Origin of the sequence: Pedobacter sp. (genome assembly GCF_031119335.1) — a bacterium.
GTDB lineage: Bacteria > Bacteroidota > Bacteroidia > Sphingobacteriales > Sphingobacteriaceae > Pedobacter.
This window is the reverse complement of sequence record NZ_JAVHXT010000002.1, coordinates 226,970-247,097: the sequence shown is the minus strand read 5'-3', so window position 1 is coordinate 247,097 and position 20,128 is coordinate 226,970. Positions and strand designations below refer to the sequence as shown.

Sequence of the window (20,128 nt, the reverse complement as noted above, 5' to 3'; positions counted from 1 at the left end):
ATTAATTTGATAAGCGATGATTATCTTTAGGAATAAATCAAAAATCATCTCATAAATTAAATTCATAAAAAAATGAAAAGACACGCAACCGCCTTGTGGAATGGCACAGGCAAAGAAGGTAAAGGAACCCTAACTACGCAAAGCACAACGCTACAGGATACACAATACTCTTTCAAAAGCAGATTTGAAGAAGGTGTAGGGACAAATCCTGAAGAGCTGGTAGCTGCAGCACACGCAGGCTGTTTCAGCATGAAGTTAAGCTTTAACATCTCTGCAGAAAATATCACTCCAGAAAGTATCGAAACCAAAGCTACTGTAAATTTAAACCCAGAAAAAGGCGAGGTTGACAACATCCATTTGGTGGTGAAAGTAAAAGCGGAAGGTTTATCGCAAGAGAAATTTGATGAACTAGTTGCTGATGCTAAGGCAAACTGTCCAATTTCAAAATTGATGAACGCAGAAATTACTTTAGATTCTGAATTGTTGTAATTCTTAGTTAGCCACAGATGCACAGATATTTATTTCTTTATCAAAGATTTTATTTGTGCATCTATGGCTAAAATCATTTAAACCTTCCCTAATCTTGTTCCTTAACTTCTTTTAACTAAAAACAACGTTGATTTTTTACAAAAAATAGTACATTTGGTTTTCTAGCATATTATTGATTACCAACAGTACACATGAAGAAGTTTTTTTTACTATCTGCCTTTTTACTTTTAGCCATAACCAGCTTTTCTCAAAATATCTTTAGTCTTTTCGGCAAAGCCAATACATTTTTCGACCTTTTTGCTGCGGGCAAATTTGAGGAAGCCCATGGTTATTTCTCGGAAGAAGGCAAGACCAAAGTGACTGCCGAAAATTTAAAGCAGTTTTGGACCAATATGGAAGCTAGATTAGGCAAGGTAAAATCGATAGATGCTTCAGGCAGTAAGGTTCAGGGCGAGTATTATGCGGTAACAGTTAGCGGCGAGTTCCAATACGACAAGCAAGATTTCATTTTATTATTTGATAAAACAGAGAAATTGGTGGGTATGCACTTGCCTCCAAAAGCAATTACTTACAGAGCACCAGGTTATGCAGATAGCACACTTTACAAAGAAAAATCTACGTACATAGAATGGCCTGGGCACCAATTGGCGGCGGTTGTTACTACTCCGAAAGATGGCAATAGTTTCCCGATTGTTGTTTTAGTTCATGGTTCTGGGCCTAATGATATGGATGAAACTATTGGCCCGAATAAGCCGTTTAAAGATATTGCTGCTGGTTTAGCTGTTAACGGCATTGCTTCTGTGAGATACGTAAAACGTACTGTAATTTACCCTCAAGAATTTGGCAAAGCTTACACCGTTAAAGAAGAGGTTTTAGATGATGCTTTGCAAGCCATTGCTTTGGCAAAAACAGTTGTTGGTGTAGATTTAAAACAAATTTACTTGCTTGGCCATAGTTTAGGCGGAATGCTGGCACCTCGAATTGCTACCCTAGCGCCAGATTTAAAAGGGATAATTTTAGCGGCGGCTCCTGCACGTAGCTTACCAGACATTATTATTGAGCAGAATAAATACATGGTTTCTCAAATTAAGGATACCTCTGCAGTGATGCAAAAAAACTTGGCTGATGCCATTACGGAAATAGAAAGAGCAAAAATCACCAAGCTTGGTAAAATGAAACCAGATTCTATTTTGTTAGGCTTACCTGCTAGCTATTGGGCAGACTTGAATAGCTATAATCAGGTAGAAACCGCTAAGAAGTTAAAGCAGCGTATTTTTATACTTCAAGGTGGTTACGATTTCCAGGTAACAGAAACCGATTTTAATTTATGGAAAGAGGCTTTGTCAGCCAATAGCAATGTAAGTTTCAAGCTTTATCCAGATTTTAACCATTTGTTTAGTCAACAGGAAGAAAAAGGGAATGCTATGCAGTACCAAAGACCTAGTAATGTAGAGCAGCGAACCATAGAAGATTTAGCAAATTGGATTAAGGAGTTGTAAAGAGCCTCACCCTAGCCCTCTCCAAAGGAGAGGGAACTTTTAGCAAGTACTAAAGAACGGGCAATTTCTCCATCCATTCAAACCAGTTCTGCACTTTAAGATTGTAGCCTATTTTACGAGTTACATTCACGGAATTAATTTGCTTCCATTCTAACAATTCATATTTAAATGCAGGCTTTTCCATTCCAGAAACCTCACATAAAGCCGTGTAAAATTCTTCTCTAGTTGGATGATGTGGCGACACGCCGTGGTAAATTTCCCCGAATTGCTGCGTTTCCAGCAACTGCAGGCAAAGCCCGATACAGTCATCCAAAGCAATTAAATTGATGGGTGCTTTTCCATTGGGTACATCGGCTCTACCAGCAAAAAACTTGGCTAAGTTTCTACCGGGGCCAATTAATCCCGCAAAGCGGATGATGGTTGTAGTAAACTGCGGATATGCTTTCCAAAGATTTTCTGCTTCAAGCAGCGATTTTCCAGCATCGCTTTCCGGTTTAGGAACCGTGTTTTCATCAACTTCAAAATTTCCGTCCTCAAAAACTCCGGTAGAACTGATAAAAACCACCTGCTTTACATTTGTTGCAGCATCAGCTATGTTTTTCAACTTATCAGGATACGAAGAAGCACTTTCTGTTTTTGCTCGTGGCGGGACATTTACAAAAAGTACATCTGTATCAAAAAAATCAGTAGGTAGCACCGAAGCCTCATTCAAGTTAATTTGATAAGGTTCAATGCCTTCTGCCTTTAATTGCTCTAACTTATCTGTGCTGGTTGTAGATCCTTTAACCACAAAACCTTTTGCCACTAACGCTTTTGCAAATGGCAGTCCAAACCAACCGCAACCCAAAATACTAACTGTCTTTATCTCCATTTGTACGCAAAATAAGATATAAATATTTGACCACATAGGTACATAGTGACATTTTAAAAAATCTATGTTTCTATGTGGTTTTAAATAACAAAACGATGATAAACTTGAACAGAATTATTCAGTAATTTTATCGCACAACAACAATCAAATAAAAATGAAGTCAATCAAATTCATCTTAGTACTTTTTGTACTGGTTACCTTAGGCGAAAACCTACAAGCACAAGGCTTAAAATTACCACAAGCTAGTACAACTCAAACCGTTTCTCAAGCTTTTGGCTTAGGAAAAATCGATTTAACTTACGCTCGTCCCAGCACAAAGGGGCGCAAAATCTTCGGTGCTTTAGAGCCTTTCGATAAGGTTTGGCGTACGGGAGCAAACTCTGCTACCGTAATTAAATTTAGCGAAGCAATAAAAGTTGAAGGCAAAGATTTACCTGCCGGCGAGTATGCTTTGTTCACCATTCCAAATAAAACCGAGTGGACTATCATCTTCAATAAAGGAACTAAAGAATGGGGTTCTTACACTTACAGCGAAACAAATGATGTGCTACGTGTAAAAGTTAAGCCTACGACATTAAAAGATAAAGTAGAAACTTTCACTATCCAGTTTGCGAACATCAGCGATACCAATGCAGATTTACAGTTATCATGGGAAAACACTTTGGTAAACGTAAAACTAACGACCTCAGTTGATGAGCGTGTAATGGCTAACATTGCAGAAGCGATGAAAGGTGAGAAAAAACCTTATTTCCAAGCTGCTCAGTATTATTACACCAACGGTAAAGACCTTAAAACCGCCCTAGAGTGGATGAACGAAGCCGAAAAACAAATGACTGACGCACCTTGGGTAAAGCTTTGGAAAGCTAAAGTTCAATTGAAAATGGGCGATAAAGCCGGTGCTGCAAAAACAGCCAAAGAAGGCGTGGAAATTGCTACAAAAATCAAAAATGATGAGTATATTCGTTTGAATACAGCTTTGATAGAACAAACTAAGAAGTAATACTTTAGCCAAGAAATTAGACTTACGAAGTTTCGAAACTTCGTAAGTCTAGAAAGTTTAAACCGTTAGAATTAATCTAGCGGTTTTTCTTTTTGTAAAGCAATGTCATTACTACTATTTACGCTAGCCCCGCTTTCGCTCATAGTCCTCTCCCGATTAAAATCGGGATCCGGGCTAATCCGCTCAATCGGGTTTGGAGAACAAAAAACTTTGCACACACCTACATATTTCGTCATTGCGAGCTTTGCGAAGCAATCTTAAAGCGCCAACCTCGCTGTTCCGGATTTATAATCCGGAACTGTCTATCTGCGGATTTTAAATCCGCGGTTCACAAAATCGAGATTTCAAATCTCGACCAGCAGAGACAGTACAGACTTACGAAGCTTAACTTTAGTTTCCTATGGTGTTTTAGCGGTAAAGTTGAGGACTTCGCCGTTTTAAAAATTCGCAAGTCTGCAAAAACTAAGCAGTTGGAGCAACCTCAACTTCCTTTTCCTTTATCAACTTTTGCAGAATGTAAGCGATAATTACCACTGCTAAACAACCAATCACATTAAGCCATAAGTAAGCAACTAGGTCAGTAAGATAACAGCCTAAAACAATACCCTCAGCTAAAATTGCCGCACAGAAAACGGCAGTACTGCCCACTTTTTTAAGATAAAAAGCAACGAGAAAAATGCCTAGGATAGTTCCATAGATAAGCGAACCTAAAATATTCACCGCTTCTATCAAATTCCCAATTTTACTGGTAAACAAAGCCATAATAATACAAACCACACCCCACAAAACCGTTGCCCATCGCGAAGCATTTACATAAGCCCCATCGCTACCCGTTTTGTTAAAAATACGCTTATAAATATCCACTACTGTGGTAGAAGCTAAGGAGTTTAGCGCACTAGCCGTAGAACCCATCGAGGCCAAGAAGATAATAGCAATCAATAAACCTATCAATCCCTTTGGCAAATATTCGGTTACGAAACTGAGAAAAATATAGTTATTATCGTTGGTAGAAGCATTTTCATCATTCTTCTTCATTAAGGTCGTGAGTTCTTCCCTAATCACTTTTCCATCTTCATCTGCCTGTTTTACCAATATACGTTGTTGGTCAATTAACGCTTGGTTGTCTTGTGATAGCGCAACATCCAACTTTTCTACTTCTAATTTCTTCCTTTCAAAAAGTTGATTGTGTTTTGCCTGAATTTGCGCTAACTCTGCTTTGTACTCGCTTTTCTCAAGTTTGTTTAGCTCGTAACTATTAAAAAACAAAGGTGCTTTATTGTACTGATAAAATGTAAACACCAACACGCCAATCAGCAATATCAAAAACTGCATTGGGATTTTCACCAAACCGTTCATCAACAATCCTAATCGGCTTTGTCCAACAGAAGAGCCTGTTAAATACCTTCCAACCTGACTTTGGTCGGTACCGAAGTAAGATAACTGCAGGAAGAAACCACCTATAATTCCACTCCAAACATTGTAGGGATTGGTCCAGCTGAAATCAAAATCTATGGCATTGGTTCGTCCCATTTTTCCAGCGATACTGATGGCTTTTCCGAAACCAACGCTTTCTGGTAATAGATGTACCACCATAACTCCAGCAGCAAATAAACCGCAAAAAATGATGGTCATTTGCAGTAACTGCGTATACGAAACCGCTTTTGTGCCACCAAAAACCGTATAGAAAATTACCAAACCACCCATAAACAAAGTGGTGTAAGTAACGCTAATATTTAAAATGGTAGAAAGGATAATCGCTGGTGCGTAAATGGTAATTCCGGTAGATAAACCACGTTGAATTAAGAACAGAAAAGCGGTTAAAGCACGGGTTTTAAAATCGAAGCGCTGCTCTAAATATTCGTAGGCGGTGTACACCTTCAACCGATGAAAAATAGGCACGAAAGTGATACACAAAACAATCATCGCCAATGGCAAACCAAAATAGAACTGTACAAAACTCATCCCCGAAGAATAAGCCAAACCCGGTGCAGACAAGAAAGTAATGGCACTTGCTTGTGTGGCCATCACCGAAAGGCAAACGGTGTACCAAGGCATGCTCTGCCCGCCCAATAAATAGGCATCCATGCTTTTCGTCCCACGACTTTTATAAACGCCGTAACCAACAATGCCCAATAGGGTTAATAGCAAAACCGCCCAATCTATATTGCTCATTGGAAATATTTAGTAAAAGCGTAAAACAAAGCGATTAGTAGCACCAACCAAAATATAAGGAGGTAGTAAAACTGTTTCCAGGTTTTTACGAAAGGAGGTAACTCATCCATGACTATGATTAATTTGATTTTTATGATTAATTATGATGGCTTGTATTTCTTATTATTAAGACGTTTAAAGTTTAAGCTTCTTTCTCCAAAATTGATTAATAATCCTATTTCTAGATTGTAAGCTTCCAGATAGTTTATCGCTTGGGCGAAATGTACATCTTCTATTTGTGTTCTAGCCTTCAGCTCGACGGAAATTACACCTTCAACTAAAAAATCAACTCGTCGTGTTCCAATTCTTTGCTCTCTATAGAAAATAGGCATTGCAAATTCACGGTTAAAAGATAGACCTTCTAAAGCCATCTCAATTTCCAAAGCTCTTTGATAAATTACCTCTTGAAATCCGTTGCCAAGTGCGCTATGTACGTTCATGGCACAACGAATAATTTTAGCGGTTAGCTCTGAATATTTGTACTGTTCATTAATCATAGGAAATCAATTAATCAGAAAAATCACAGTGGCTTAGCCAACAAATTCGCAAACAGACGATATGCTCCGGGCACACCAGCTGGCAACTGCCTAAAAAATGATAAAGAAGTGTAAACAAACTTTCCTTTACCGTAATTCGCAATTAGCAATGAGCCGTCATTAGCTGCTTCAGCTGTATCGTTCATCCTTACAATCGTTTCATATTTCGGGTCAATATCATCTGCGAAGTACAATCCCCGCTCTTGCACCCAGCCATCAAAATCTTTTTCAGTAATTTTATTTGGAGAATTTAAAGCCGCATGATTAGGTTTTGTAAAAGTAACCTTCGCATCTTCTTCGGTTACTCGTTTGTTTACCAATCTAAAAGGATACGGGCCAAAATTGCTCGATTTCAATCCGTTATTCACATTGTACTGCGCTAAAACAACGCCACCGTTTTTTACATAATCCATTAGCTTTGCCTGTACATTTTTAGCTTCTTCGTTTACATTGAAAAACCTTACCCCAATAACAATAGCATCGTAGCTAGACAAGTTATTTAACAACACTTGCGACGCATTTAAATGTGTTACTTCGTAGCCAACTTGCTGTAGCGCATTGCTCACTAAATCTCCAGCACCATCAATATAAGCAATACTTTTGCCGGCAATTTTCAAATCGGCCACTTCTAATTTAGCCGTCGCATTTGGAAATAAATTGATGTCGGGAATATGCTCGTAACGGATGGTTCTAAAGCCTTTGCTGTCTATTTCTCCAGCAATTTTTACCTGTAAATTTAGCGTTGCTGATGTTGAGTTTGCGGCAGGTGTAATAGTAAAAACAGCTAGTTGCCCATCGCCTTTTTGTGCAAAGTTGAAGCTAATCTTTTCTGGACTGCTTTTCCATCCGGCAGGTAAAACAGGAACTACTTCTCCTGCTACATTTTTAGTGAAACTCTTCAGGTTCACTTCTATCGCCTTTGGCTGATGATTTACGAAAAGATAAGCTTGGTCGTTCAAAGTTGCCGTTACTTTCGGTGCAATTACCAAAGGTTGATACTGCTCGCCCTTAATTGGGTCGGTAGATTTGAACATTAACGGCAAACGTACGTTAATCAACTCGCCAGCAATATCAACATCTAATTTTACTTGTAAAGGGCTTGGGTTTTCCGGGTAGCCTACATCGCTCTGCTTATCAATGGTATAATATCCTATTGGATGATTTTTCTGGAGATAATAAGGTTGTGTAATATCGGCAGGAGTAGCTTTTACACGATAGTGTATGGTTGATACTTTGTTGTTCTGCAGTGACATAGTTTGTGCAGCGGCTAGGTAATTAATTTTCGGTGCTGTATCGCCGTCCCTAAAAATAGCATTTACGGTAAATGGGACTTCATCGCCAACGGCATAACTTTGTTGCGTAGTTACAGCTTCTGCCCAAAAACCAGCACAAGCTAAAATCATTTCATCTAATAATTGATGTTTGAAGCCTTTCTCATTGGCAGTCAATTTTTTCAATTTAAGCAAGCTTGGCAAACTTGCAGATGGTTTGTTGATGTTGAATTGCTGCTGTATTTCTTTTAGCAAGTTAGCAATTTCATTGTTGGGCAACAAAATATCGATACCATCAAATAATGAACTTGTAGCTGGTTCTCCCGCAGTATGACTGAAATATTCGAAAGCTTCACCACGCTGTAAGGTAGAACCAAAGCCCTGGCTTTTATGATTGGTACGACTGATAGCCGCAATTTCGCCATAATTTTTACCCAACAAAGGATTATAGATACCGACGTTGATTTTCAGTTGGTCGGGAGCGGTAGTGTTATTATTACCGAAGTTGTAGGTGTTCCACAAAATACGTTTTGCTTGCCAAACCGAAACGCCCTGTTTCAATTGCTCGGGAAACCTTTTCGCATCAGCGGCAGCCACAAAAGCTTCTCTAGCTATAATTGCTGATGCAGCGTGATGTCCGTGACCAGCTCTAGTATCTTCTGGAAAACGAGTGATAATTACATTTGGTTTGAACTTACGGATAACCCAAACGGCATCGGCTAAAATCTGTTCTTTACCCCAAATTTTAAAGGTTTCGTCTGATGTTTTGGAGAAACCGAAGTCGTTCGCCCTGCTAAAAAACTGCTCGGCACCATCTACTTTTCTAGCAGCTAAAAGCTCTTGCGTTCTTATTTGCCCTAGCAGTTCAGCTTGTTCATTGCCGATTAGATTTTGCCCTCCATCGCCTCTGGTTAAAGATAAGTAAGCCGTTCTTACTTTGGCTTCTTTGGCAAGATAAGCTAACAGCCTGGTATTTTCATCATCTGGATGAGCGGCGATATATAATACGCTACCTTTTACGGAAAGACTTGCGATACCTTGAGCTATTTCTGCTGCACTAGGCTGCTGCATCTGGGCTCTCACAAGGCATGGCAATAGCAAGGCAGCAAGAAAAAATGTCTTGATGTTCATTGTGTATTGGTTGTATGGCTAAAATAGTTAATTTTTGCAAAAGCGCTCGGAAATGGAACGCTGTTTGTATAACTGAAACTATAATTTTACAAGCCACAGATACACAGATTTTCATTTATAAATTAATCAAATTGAAAAACCATCAGTACATCCCGTAATCGGGACAAGTACTGTGGCTAATTAAACACACACAAGAAATGAAACAAATACTTTTAGCCTGCTTTATCATCCTTGGTTTAGGGTCATGCGGCATCAATAAACAAGCACAACAAATTAAAGCTTTAGAGCAATGTGATTACCGCCTAACGGATGCCACAAATATTACCATAGCTGGTGCAGATGTAAAGAAAATCATCCAAAGTGGTGCAACTTCTTCCGTAAACTTTCCAGGGGTGGCTTTAGGTTTGTTAAGGAAAGATATTCCGCTTAGAGCAAAGCTGAATTTGGAGATTACCAACCCATCAAATGCTCTAGCAGCCATTAACAATTTCGATTACATTGTACTAATTAACCGACAAGAAGTTTTCAACGGCTCGGTTAACCAAAGCGTGAGCATTGGCGCTGGACAAACTACTCAAGTCCCAGTACAGGTAAATGCCAATATCTATCAATTCTTAACGGATAACAAAATGATAGATGATATTGGCGCTTTTATCAGCGGTGCCACCAATGGCTCAGAGAAAAAAGGATTGGTAACCTTGAAAATCCGTCCATCTATTAAAGTTGGCGGAGGTTTGGTAAAATACCCAGGTTATATCACGATAGATAAAGAAGTAAGTAGTAAGATTTTGTTGTAACCCTGAGTTCGACAATTATTCAATTGATTTAGCTCTATATTTTTTATAGTTGACCCTGAAATAAATTTACAAGTAGCTTTCCGTTTAACTACAGGTCAGCATCAGCTTGTAATGGCTATTTAGCTAAATTAATAATCGAACGAGTGACTTAGATTTTTTTACGTAAACAAATTATTAAAATAGACAAGCCGCATGAGATTTACTTATTCGGCTTTTTTAGTTTCAAAAGCGAATGTTAATAAAACTAATTTTTTAGTTTAAACTATTTTTTTAGTTTTGTGCAACATTATAATTGCTGCTGCGTCTTTTGAGTAAAATCAAACAAATGAAGAAACTTCTACTACTTTTCGTTACACTACTTACTCAACAACTTTTATTTGCGCAAAAAGGCACCGTAAGCGGAACTTTACTAGACAGCGTTAATAAAAAAACTACACTAAATTTTGCTACTATTTCCGTATTTAAAGGTGCTGATACAGTTTTGCATACCTACAAGCTTTCTGACGATAAAGGCGTTTTCAAAATCAATAACTTAGAAATTGGCACCAGATATCGTTTGGTAATTAACGCTTGGATGTACAATGTGGTTCGTAAAGAAGTGACTTTGCAGGCATCCCAAACCAATTTAAATCTTGGCAATATTTATCTCTCAGAAAAAACAAATAACCTAAACGAAGTGGTGATACAGTCTGAGCGACCACCAATTGTTGTACGTAAAGACACCATCGAGTTTAATGCAGAGTCGTTTAAGACGTTGCCAAGTGCTGTAGTAGAAGATTTATTGAGAAAACTGCCCGGAGTTACCATTGATGGCGATGGTGGAATTTTAGTAAATGGCAAATCGGTAAGTAGAATTTTGGTAGACGGCAAAGAGTTCTTCGGCGGCGACCAGCAAATTGCGACTAAGAATTTACCAGCAAACATCATCGATAAGGTACAATTAACAGACGACCCGGAAGCGAAACGTAGGGATCCAGATATTGTGGCGGGTAACATTCCTCAAATCATCAACCTAAAACTTAAAAAAGCAATTAAAAGCGGTGCTTTTGGAAAACTCTATGCAGGTGGCGGGCCGAGGGAATTATTCGAAGCAGGCGGTATCATGAGCTTCTTTAGAGATACCACTCAAGTAAGTGTGTTAGGTTATGGCAACAACGCAAACAAACCTGGTTTCAGCATTTCTGATGTAATGCGCATTGGAGGTATGCAGAGAGCCGGTGTAAATTCTACTTCCATTAACTCTGAGGGTGGTTTTAGCCTAAATGGAATTTCTTTTGGAGGAGGCATGAACGGAGGTATAACGCAATCTGGAGGTGCTGGTGCAAACTTCAATACCCTCACCAAAAAAGGGATAAAAATTAACGGTAAGTACTTTTTGGGGTATAGCGATAACTTCATAGATTCGCAAACCGACGTAGACCAAACCTTGGCACAAAGAAGGCTGTTCATTAACACCAGCTCGCAGCAAACCAACAGAAATTACAGTCATAATTTTGGTGCTAGAATTGAAGCCAAGTTAGATAGTTTGACCAAACTAACTATAGAACCTACTGCTTCAATTGGTATTTCAAACAACCGCGGCGCATTAAGAACCAGTACTTACAACACTCAACTCTTACTAGAAAGTGATGGCGATAACAACTCGAGAGTAAAAGGTAGAAATACCGATTTAAACCTGAGCACAAGCTTATGGAAAGACTTTAAAAAAGCCGGACGTTCCCTAAATCTTACTTTAAATGTTTCGAAAAGGGAAAACCTCACAGATACTTACAATCTTAACGAAAGTAATTTCTATATCCCCCAAAATGCTAGCGAATATTTAGACCAGTGGCGTGATAACAACATTGGCTATTTTAACGTCAACCTAAACGCAAATTACAGCGAACCTATTAGCAAGTCGTTAAGTTTAAACATCGCTAGCAACGCCAATTATATTGATAATGAAAATGCGCTACTCACCTTTATTAAAAATCCGAGTAACCAAGCTTACGACATTGCTGTGCCAAATTTGAGCGAGACAGTTAATCAGAGCGGCTTTAAAACCAACAACCGCCTAAGCTTGCGATGGAAAGTGAACAAAGATTTGAACATACAGCCTGGCTTCGTATTCAACACCATCGATTTAACAAACGACTTTGCGAATAACCAACGTTTCGAGCCGCATATTCAGTTTTTCGCACCGCAGTGAACCATCAGGTACAAGAGCTTAAATTTCAGCTACTCGCCCTCATTTAGGGAAGCATTAGTGAGTTACCTGCAGCCCGTAGCGAACAACACCAATCCGTTTTTTATCCAAAATGGTAATCCAAATTTAAGGCCATCTAAAACACACCAAGTAAACATGAATGTGTACAAATACGATACTCAAAAAACATTGAGCTATAATTTATATCTAGGTGGTAGCGTACAAAACGATGGCCTAATTATGTCTAGAACCGTTAGCGATGGCGGTGTGCAGACAACCACACCTGTAAATCAAGATGGTATTTGGCAGTTCCATAGCAACGGTAATCTGTCGAAAGAATTTAAAGGCACCAGAAAGCAGTTTACCATTAGCACGGGTTATTGGGGCAACTACAATCAAAGCTATGTAATTGTAAATAGCGTAAATAGCAAAAGTAGAATCATCAATGGCGGGCCTCGGGTTGGCGCTAGAATTAACCTAAACGATAAATTCGAATTTGGCGAAACCTACAGCTTTGGCTTTAACAAGAGTTACTACGAAAGCGATTTCTTCAGAGATTTAAACTACTATAACCACAGCAGCGATACCGAAATGATTATCCGTTTCCCTAAGAAAGTGGTTTGGGAAACCAACTATCGCTTACAGCACAACACGCAAACGCTTAACGGACAAAACAACACCATGAGTTTTTGGAACGCTGCTGTTACTTTTCTTTTCCTAAAAAACGACCGCTTGCAACTCAAATGCAGCTTCAACGATATTCTGAATACCAATAACAGGCGTTACGTCTACATCACCGAAAATACCGCTAGAGATTTGCGAGTGAACAATATTGGTAGGCACGGGCTCTTTACGCTCACGTACAACATCCAAAATTTTGGAGGTAAAGTTGGGGGTAAAGATACCATGTTTAGGTTCTAGCGTGGTTAATAATTAATTAAGCACAAGGCCGTGGATGCGGCCTTTTTTTATTTGGAAATTTTCGCAACAAGCATTTCGGTAACGGTAGCCCTGCTGTTCGCTATTATTCCCGATAAAAATCGGGATATAACCGCTGCCATCAGGTTTAGTTAACAAAAAGTCCTGCATAAAACTCAATTGCATTATCCCTTTCCAAATTTTGGACACACAATAAATTAAGTTCAAACTTAGTCCTCAAAGTCTTGTTTTCTTTTAACCAATCGTATCCCGAATGTTCGGGACTAAAATCGTAAATTAACCTATCTTTGTATATCAAACCGCCTATTATGTATAGTTCAAAAATTGCCGGCATCGGCCATTATGTGCCAAAAAATGTATATACCAATAATGATTTATCGCGTTTCATGGAAACCAGCGACGAATGGATTCAAGAACGCACAGGCATAAAAGAGCGTCGCTTTGCGCATAGGTACGAAGAAACTACTACTACAATGGGCATCGAGGCTGCAAAGGTAGCGATGGAACGAGCAGGTGTTACCAAAGATGATATCGATTTCATCATCTTCGCTACCCTAAGTCCCGATTACTATTTTCCGGGCTGCGGTGTGTTACTGCAACGCGAAATGGGGATGAAAGAGGTTGGTGCTTTGGATATTCGTAACCAATGTTCAGGCTTTGTGTATGCACTTTCCGTAGCCGATCAGTTCATTAAAACCGGAATGTATAAAAACATTTTGGTAGTAGGTAGCGAGAAACATTCTTTTGCGATGGATTTTGATACTCGGAGCCGCAATGTTTCGGTAATATTTGGCGATGGGGCAGGGGCGGCAGTTTTACAAAGAGCAAAAAAAGAAGGTCAGGGAATTTTAAGTACGCATTTACATAGCGATGGTGCCGATGCAGAGATTTTAGCAATGCACTATCCTGGAGCGCACGCCAATAAATGGTTAAAAGATAAGCCAGCATTTCCAAATCAAGAACTAGGCGGACTTTTCATTACCACCGAACAAATAGAAAGTGGTGCTGCCTTGCCTTATATGGATGGTCCTGCGGTTTTCAAAAAGGCAGTGGTCAAATTTCCAGAGGTAATTAATGAAGCTTTAGCCGCTAATAACTATACAGCAAAAGATATTGACTTGTTGGTGCCGCACCAAGCTAATTTGCGTATCAGTCAATACGTGCAGCAGTTACTGGGTTTAAGCGATGATAAGGTGTTCAATAACATCCAAAAATACGGAAATACCACTGCAGCATCGGTACCAATTGCTTTAAGCGAGGCTTGGGAAGCTGGCAAAGTAAAAGAAGGTGATTTGATTTGCTTGGCGGCATTTGGCTCTGGCTTTACCTGGGCAAGTGCTTTAATTAAATGGTAACCCCCTAGCCCCCTAAAGTGGGAATTAAAGGCATGATGGAAATACAAAAAGTAAAAAATTAAGCAACAATATGAACGATAGAAAGGAAAAGTCTCCTTTAGGGGATTTAGAGGTTAGAAATGAAAGCCCCTTTAGGGGTTTGGGGTTTAAGGTTGGAGACTACGTTCGTTTCATAGACGAAAAAAGAGAAGGCTACATCACCAAAATAATTGATGATTTGACCGTAGGTGTTACTGATACGGATGGTTTTGAAATTCCGGTAGCTAAAAGCAATTTAACTTTTGTACACGGTCATCACAGCAATGCGGATACAGCAAACAATGCCATGCCTGCACTACAGGTAGACGAAAAGTTTGTAGAAGATGGTGTTTATTTAGCGGTTGCCGAGGACAACAAAGCCTCTGTAGTGGCTCACTTTACTTTGGTGAACAGAACCTCATATCAATTACTGTTATCCTTAAAAACAGAAAAAGCTGGAATTTACAAAGGTGATTTTGTAGGCGTAGTACAACCAAAAGGCAGTGTTCAAATCTACACCGCGAACCTTGGCGATTTAGACAATTGGTCAAATTTCACGTTTCAGGCTTTGTTTTTTACTCCTGGTAATTTAAAACCAAAAGCTCCACTACAACTAAATAAGCGTTTCAAGGCTAAAGATTTCAGCGGTGCTAAAAATCAAATCACAGAAATCAATAAATATGGTTGGTTGATTAGATTGGATGAGCCTGCCTTGGTAATTGATGCTCAAAAGCTAAAGGAAAGTTTCTTCAGTGTAAAAGAAGATAAACCAAAAGTTGCAAAACCACAACAAGAGGTAGATCTACATATCGAGAAACTCACAGACGACCATCATTTCTTATCACAAAGTGAAATTTTAGATGTTCAGCTGAATAAGTTTCAGGAAGTTCTAGATGCAGCTATAGTTCATCAAATGTCTTCAATTGTATTTATTCATGGCGTTGGTAACGGTACTTTGAGAAACCATATTCATAAGGTAATTAGCAAACATCCGCAGGTGCGCACTTTTATGGATGCCAAAAAAGAAAAATTTGGTTATGGTGCTACAGAGGTGATTTTTAGGGTTTAGATTATGCTTGGAAATTTAGATTATTTTGTTGTAATGTAACTTATGGCTCTATCTAAACCATCTTCGGTTTTATTCTTATACAGCTCTATTGCTATTTCTAAAATATTTCTGGGCAACACATGATAAAGATTAGCCAAAAGATATAGTTTGTCAATATCTAGTCCAACACGGCCATTTTCTATATGACCCAATAAGCTTGCACTAATGTTAATTTTTTGTGCTACGTATTCTTGTTTATAGCCGAGCCGCAGCCTAATGGCTTTAATTACTATTCCAGCTTCTTTTTTCATAGGTAGGTAGGTAGGTAGGTAGGTAGGTAGGTAGGTAGGTAGGTAGGTTTAAATCATAATTCTCTTTTTTATAAAGCTACAGAAATGTTACATAATTAAAAATAGCGGCCTAAATTTTTACCCTCGTATTTCGAGGGCGAAAAATCTTGCAGTTTGCTATCAGTTGCCTTTACATTTGATTTAATGTTTGGCCAGCAGCAAGAGGTTACCGAAAATCTTGAAAAGAGCAGGTGAAAATTTTACTAAACTATATGAAAAAATTCTCCAAGATTGTAGTTGTCTGTCTTATGGCAATTACAGTAATTTCATTCACCTACCAAACTTCATTTGGTGCGGAACAGGTGGTTGGTGAACTCAATGTTGTTTCCCAAATCGAGAACGAAAAGGTAGATCTTGTTGGTGCGGTAGTGCTAGTAGTAGGTGCTTTCTATGCAGCGGGTTATGCATTGGGAAGAGCAGTAGGGCATAGTGTACATGGAAGTGAAGAAATAGCATTAGCAGAAATTTCCGTTCATAACCCTGCTGATTTCTCATCATTTGATAATTAAGTTAAACGATAATGTTATGAAAAAATATATTTCAATAAGCTTATGCTTGTTATTGCTTTTTGTGTCAGTTTTAGCTTTTGCCAATAAGACTCAAGTTGGGGCTTTTAAAGAGGTTAAAAATAGCGTAGCTATGAATACCATTAGTGCAAACCAGCCAGAGGGACTTTTGCTCGTGGCTGCATTTGTACTGGGGTTTTATAATGGCTATATGGATACCAAGACAGACTATGGAAAGGATGGTGAGGTACTAGCATTGAATATTGGCTATGACAAAGAAGACTTTAGTAGATTTGATAATTAGAAAATCAATAGCAGGTATTTTATATCTGCTATTGATTGTTCATTTTTTAGCATTGTTTCTGTATCAACTCCCAGCAAACCCTATCAACCATAGGTTTAAGGTAGAGTTGGAGAATTATATTAGCCCACATTTCTCCCAAAAGTGGTCGTTGTTCTCTCCAAATCCTGCAAATTCAAATCAAACCATACAGATAAGGTTTATATCCTATAAAAATAGCAGAGCGACTAATTCTAGTTGGATAGATATTGTGACCCCCTTGTTAAAAGAGAAAAACAATAATTTTTGGACACCAACGCAAAGACCTTTAAAATTTTTGAACTCCTGCGCTTCGAACATTATTGATTTGAGGATTAAAATTTGGGAGAGCGAAACAAAAAAAACGAGAACAGAGATAGACACCTTGGACATAACCAATAAAATGGAAAAATATATTATTAAATCGCAGGGGCATTTTGGTGTGGTTAATTACAGTAAAACGGTTTACAACAAGTTGTATAGAAATAGCAAGCCCGATTCTGTATTTATAGAATATAAGATAATAGATGCTTTTTTCCCTAGGTTTTCTAAGAGGGAACAAGATTATTTTTCAGCAAAAAATTATCGGTATAATTCTCTTTGGATTAAGCCTACGAAACTAATATAATGATGCAGGACAAAAAAATAGGCTTATCGCTATATAGAATTATATTAACTTTTTTGCTTTTAAAAAGCTGCCTATTTTATTTGCCAATGGCAAACATACTTTTTGGGGCTAATGCCGTTTATCCAATTGGGGAGTATAAACAAGCAATGAGTTTTTTATATTACGACTTTATTGCCTATGATTTTTCTTTAGACCATAGACCAACGTTATTTTTGTTGGTAATGATAGTGTTTGGGGTGTTATTCTTGTTTGGAGAGTTTGGCTGGTTTAGCGGCATTGTATTATACATCATGTTTACCATACTCAGAATGAGAAATCCTTTCATATTAGATGGGTCCGATAATGTAATACAAGTAACCTTTCCATTCTTAATAATGGCAGATTCCTACCGATATTTTGCCACCAATTATTATAAGAAGATAAAAATTTTTAATGTAATTGTAAGCTTGGTTAAACCTATAACCACTATTGTTAACCCTGTTGCAACTTGTGCCATAATAATTCAAATTACATTTGTATACTTTTTTACAGCCTTGGCAAAGCTACAGGGTAGCCTTTGGCTAAACGGAACTGCTGTTTTTTATACCATGCGTGTTGCCGAGTTTAGGGCTACTGATTGGAATATTCCTTTAACTAGAAACTATTTTTTTGTAGTTCTCGCTACTTATTTTACTCTACTTTGGGAACTTGCTTTTGCTTTTCTCATCTGGTTTAAAAAAACTAAATTCTGGATAATCGGATTGGGATTTTTCTTTCACGTTGGCATATTTATTTTTATGAGGATAGATAATTTTTCGTGGATTATGATAGGTTCTTATGCACTGTTTATAGATGACGATGAGTATAGAATGATAAAAGAGATAATTGAAAAACTAAAAGACAAATTATTGTTTAAATGGAAAAATTTAAGAATAGTACATATATAGCATTTTATGCCGCAACAGTGACAAGTCTTGTTGGTTTTATAGTCTTTAGTATATTCGTTTATCCTAAAGACCCTTTAACCATGCCAGATACAATGATAGGTTTGCTAACCATCATTCCATTTGTTGTGTTTTTTATAATTACACTGGTAACGGTTCCTATGGTTGTAATCCCAATTAAAAAGCATAATTTCATACAAAATAAACCTGCATTAAAAGGTGTTTATGAGGTTTCCTTATATATATTCTTATGTACATTATTGGTTATGATGTTCGACTTTGCATATCAATTTATTACAAGAAATGAATTTTCCAAAAAATTCGCAAAGGCTTTAAAATTGGTATTAAGCCATACACAAAGCGAACTTAGCAACAAAGATTATGATTCTTTTTCCAAATGGCCTTTTTTAGTGCAAAATATGTTTACTTTTATAATGGGGATGTTAATAGCTGGAGTAATTGCCTATCCAATTTCCATTGCCGTGGCAAAAAAAATAAGTAATAAAACGAATGATTATGGAAAATATTAAACGGAATTATGTTTTTCTTACTTTGTTCCCATTATCGGTTATTTTATTTTTTATCGATATGAAAAGTGGAATCATTGTGTATGTATTGTCTTTCATAGCGGTGCTAACTAGTAAGCAGATTGTTGGGCAGATAACAAAACAAGAAAAAAAATATGCGAAAGATAAAGAGTTTTATGATGCTGTAGAAAAGTATAATAATGAGATATTTGACAAGCATGACTTCAAATAATAAAAGCACAGTCTATTATATTTTTTGATGGAGCTTGCAACCTATGTAATGGTGCAGTACAATTTATCATTAAATACGATAAACTAGGTGTTTTTAAGTTTGCTTCTTTACAAAGTGAGGTCGCGGAACAAATGTTAAATCCTTATGGTTTTAACACCTATAAGCTTACCAGTATTATTTTATTGGATAATGGTAAGGTGTATAATAAATCATCGGCTGTGCTACGTATTGCTAAACAATTAAAATTCTTTTGGGCACTATATTTTTTCATTATTATCCCCAAATTTATAAGGGATTGGTTGTATGATTTGGTAGCTAAAAACCGCTACAATATTGGGGGCAAACAAGAGAGTTGTATGTTGTGCCATCGCCTTCTTTAAAAAATCGGTTTATCTCTTAACTTCCCTTAGCTCCTCTAGTCATTTGCTCCAACATATCCCACATTTCTGAGGGAATTGCTTCTAATCCGTTCATTTGACCAGCACCTTGTAGCCACTCGCCACCATCAATGGTAATTACCTCTCCGTTGATGTAGTTGGAAAAATCACTCACTAAAAAAGCAGATAAATTGGCCAATTCCTGATGGTCGCCTACACGTTTTAGCGGCACACGATTTTTAAAGTCGAACTTCTCTGCTAAATCTCCAGGTAATAATCTATCCCAAGCACCTTTGGTTGGGAATGGCCCTGGAGCAATGGCATTGGTTCTAATTCCGTATTTGCCCCATTCTACCGCTAGAGAGCGAGTTAATGCCAATACGCCACCCTTTGCACAGGCAGATGGAACGACATAAGCAGAGCCGGTAAAAGCATAAGTGGTTACGATATTCAATACACTAGCGGGTTGTTTTTCCTTAATCCAATGCTTCCCGAAAGCCAAAGTACAATTTACCGTGCCTTTTAATACAATATCAATAATACTAGAAAAAGCATTGGCAGATAAGCGTTCGGTAGGAGAGATGAAGTTGCCAGCAGCATTGTTTACTAAAACATCCACGCTACCAAATTTTGCTAAAGCAGTTGCAAGTACATTTTCAACCTGGGCATTATCTCTCACATCACATTGTACAGCTAAAACTTTACCGCCTGTGTCGGCTTCCATTTCTTGGGCTGTTTTTTGCAATACTTCCAATTTCCTGCTGGTAATGACCAAATTGGCTCCCAGCTTTAGGAAGTAAGTACCCATTGCTTTGCCTAAGCCTGTTCCGCCGCCAGTTACTACAATAGTTTTTCCTTTTAAAGCGTCGTCTTTTAACATTGGTTGATTGTACATAAGATTTGAGTATTGAGATGT

Annotated in this window: 21 protein-coding genes; 15 read left to right on the top strand and 6 right to left on the bottom strand. The window is 38.0% G+C overall.

The genetic code is table 11. The annotated features are described in order from the left end of the window. The first annotated feature begins 72 nt into the window (after window positions 1-72). Window positions 73-489 (top strand): OsmC family peroxiredoxin, encoded by a 417-nt coding sequence (locus tag REI64_RS03225; RefSeq protein WP_308848653.1) that lies wholly within the window; start codon window positions 73-75, stop codon window positions 487-489. A gap of 191 nt (window positions 490-680) precedes the next feature. Continuing rightward, window positions 681-1,988 (top strand): DUF3887 domain-containing protein, encoded by a 1,308-nt coding sequence (locus REI64_RS03220; protein WP_308848652.1) that lies wholly within the window; start codon window positions 681-683, stop codon window positions 1,986-1,988. A 49-nt stretch (window positions 1,989-2,037) separates the two neighbouring features. On the opposite strand, the gene REI64_RS03215 is transcribed toward REI64_RS03220, so the two are convergent. After that, entirely contained in the window at window positions 2,038-2,859 is an 822-nt protein-coding gene (locus REI64_RS03215) for an SDR family oxidoreductase (RefSeq protein WP_308848651.1), read from the bottom strand. Between the two features lie 154 nt (window positions 2,860-3,013). Here REI64_RS03215 and REI64_RS03210 point away from each other — a divergent pair, with 154 nt between their 5' ends. Then, complete coding sequence (locus REI64_RS03210) at window positions 3,014-3,859, top strand: DUF2911 domain-containing protein (protein WP_308848650.1); 846 nt, start codon at window positions 3,014-3,016, stop codon at window positions 3,857-3,859. Between the two features lie 462 nt (window positions 3,860-4,321). Here the strand turns inward: REI64_RS03210 and REI64_RS03205 are convergent, their stop codons facing one another. The 3 genes from REI64_RS03205 to REI64_RS03195 form a co-directional block, all read right to left on the bottom strand. Next, on the bottom strand, window positions 4,322-6,031 hold the full coding sequence (locus REI64_RS03205; RefSeq protein WP_308848649.1) for a sodium:solute symporter: 1,710 nt from the start codon (window positions 6,029-6,031) through the stop codon (window positions 4,322-4,324). Window positions 6,032-6,171: 140 nt separating this feature from the next. After that, complete coding sequence (locus REI64_RS03200; RefSeq protein ID WP_308848648.1) at window positions 6,172-6,567, bottom strand: GxxExxY protein; 396 nt, start codon at window positions 6,565-6,567, stop codon at window positions 6,172-6,174. A 23-nt stretch (window positions 6,568-6,590) separates the two neighbouring features. Then, entirely contained in the window at window positions 6,591-9,008 is a 2,418-nt protein-coding gene (locus REI64_RS03195) for a PIG-L family deacetylase (RefSeq protein WP_308848647.1), read from the bottom strand. 197 nt (window positions 9,009-9,205) lie between these two features. Here REI64_RS03195 and REI64_RS03190 point away from each other — a divergent pair, with 197 nt between their 5' ends. From REI64_RS03190 to REI64_RS03170, 5 genes are all read left to right on the top strand, one after another. Next, window positions 9,206-9,805, top strand: coding sequence for a hypothetical protein (locus tag REI64_RS03190; protein ID WP_308848646.1), 600 nt, complete (start codon window positions 9,206-9,208; stop codon window positions 9,803-9,805). Between the two features lie 325 nt (window positions 9,806-10,130). After that, window positions 10,131-11,993 carry a hypothetical protein gene (locus tag REI64_RS03185; RefSeq protein WP_308848645.1) on the top strand — a complete coding sequence of 621 codons (1,863 nt, stop codon included), beginning with the start codon at window positions 10,131-10,133 and terminating at the stop codon, window positions 11,991-11,993. 3 nt (window positions 11,994-11,996) lie between these two features. Next, on the top strand, window positions 11,997-12,911 hold the full coding sequence (locus REI64_RS03180) for an outer membrane beta-barrel protein (RefSeq protein WP_308848787.1): 915 nt from the start codon (window positions 11,997-11,999) through the stop codon (window positions 12,909-12,911). Window positions 12,912-13,237: 326 nt separating this feature from the next. Further along, window positions 13,238-14,284, top strand: a complete 1,047-nt coding sequence (locus REI64_RS03175; protein WP_308848644.1) for a beta-ketoacyl-ACP synthase III — start codon at window positions 13,238-13,240, stop codon at window positions 14,282-14,284. Window positions 14,285-14,354: 70 nt separating this feature from the next. Beyond that, window positions 14,355-15,371 carry a Smr/MutS family protein gene (locus tag REI64_RS03170; protein WP_308848643.1) on the top strand — a complete coding sequence of 339 codons (1,017 nt, stop codon included), beginning with the start codon at window positions 14,355-14,357 and terminating at the stop codon, window positions 15,369-15,371. A 20-nt stretch (window positions 15,372-15,391) separates the two neighbouring features. Here REI64_RS03170 and REI64_RS03165 read toward each other — a convergent pair whose 3' ends face one another. Then, complete coding sequence (locus REI64_RS03165; protein ID WP_308848642.1) at window positions 15,392-15,661, bottom strand: helix-turn-helix transcriptional regulator; 270 nt, start codon at window positions 15,659-15,661, stop codon at window positions 15,392-15,394. A 287-nt stretch (window positions 15,662-15,948) separates the two neighbouring features. Between REI64_RS03165 and REI64_RS03160 the strand changes: the two genes are divergently transcribed. The 7 genes from REI64_RS03160 (at window position 15,949) to REI64_RS03130 (ending at window position 19,215) form a co-directional block, all read left to right on the top strand. Then, complete coding sequence (locus tag REI64_RS03160) at window positions 15,949-16,209, top strand: hypothetical protein (protein ID WP_308848641.1); 261 nt, start codon at window positions 15,949-15,951, stop codon at window positions 16,207-16,209. A 16-nt stretch (window positions 16,210-16,225) separates the two neighbouring features. After that, complete coding sequence (locus REI64_RS03155; RefSeq protein WP_308848640.1) at window positions 16,226-16,510, top strand: hypothetical protein; 285 nt, start codon at window positions 16,226-16,228, stop codon at window positions 16,508-16,510. Next, window positions 16,476-17,153, top strand: a complete 678-nt coding sequence (locus REI64_RS03150) for a DUF5819 family protein (RefSeq protein WP_308848639.1) — start codon at window positions 16,476-16,478, stop codon at window positions 17,151-17,153. Before REI64_RS03155 ends, REI64_RS03150 begins: the two co-directional genes overlap by 35 nt. 86 nt (window positions 17,154-17,239) lie before the next feature. Then, window positions 17,240-18,079 carry an HTTM domain-containing protein gene (locus REI64_RS03145; protein ID WP_308848638.1) on the top strand — a complete coding sequence of 280 codons (840 nt, stop codon included), beginning with the start codon at window positions 17,240-17,242 and terminating at the stop codon, window positions 18,077-18,079. Continuing rightward, entirely contained in the window at window positions 18,049-18,606 is a 558-nt protein-coding gene (locus REI64_RS03140) for a hypothetical protein (RefSeq protein ID WP_308848637.1), read from the top strand. The genes REI64_RS03145 and REI64_RS03140 overlap by 31 nt, the downstream gene beginning before the upstream one ends. Then, window positions 18,593-18,835, top strand: a complete 243-nt coding sequence (locus REI64_RS03135; protein WP_308848636.1) for a hypothetical protein — start codon at window positions 18,593-18,595, stop codon at window positions 18,833-18,835. Before REI64_RS03140 ends, REI64_RS03135 begins: the two co-directional genes overlap by 14 nt. Next, complete coding sequence (locus REI64_RS03130; protein ID WP_308848786.1) at window positions 18,832-19,215, top strand: DUF393 domain-containing protein; 384 nt, start codon at window positions 18,832-18,834, stop codon at window positions 19,213-19,215. The genes REI64_RS03135 and REI64_RS03130 overlap by 4 nt, the downstream gene beginning before the upstream one ends. 16 nt (window positions 19,216-19,231) lie before the next feature. On the opposite strand, the gene REI64_RS03125 is transcribed toward REI64_RS03130, so the two are convergent. After that, window positions 19,232-20,107, bottom strand: a complete 876-nt coding sequence (locus REI64_RS03125) for an SDR family oxidoreductase (protein ID WP_308848635.1) — start codon at window positions 20,105-20,107, stop codon at window positions 19,232-19,234. Window positions 20,108-20,128: the final 21 nt, after the last annotated feature.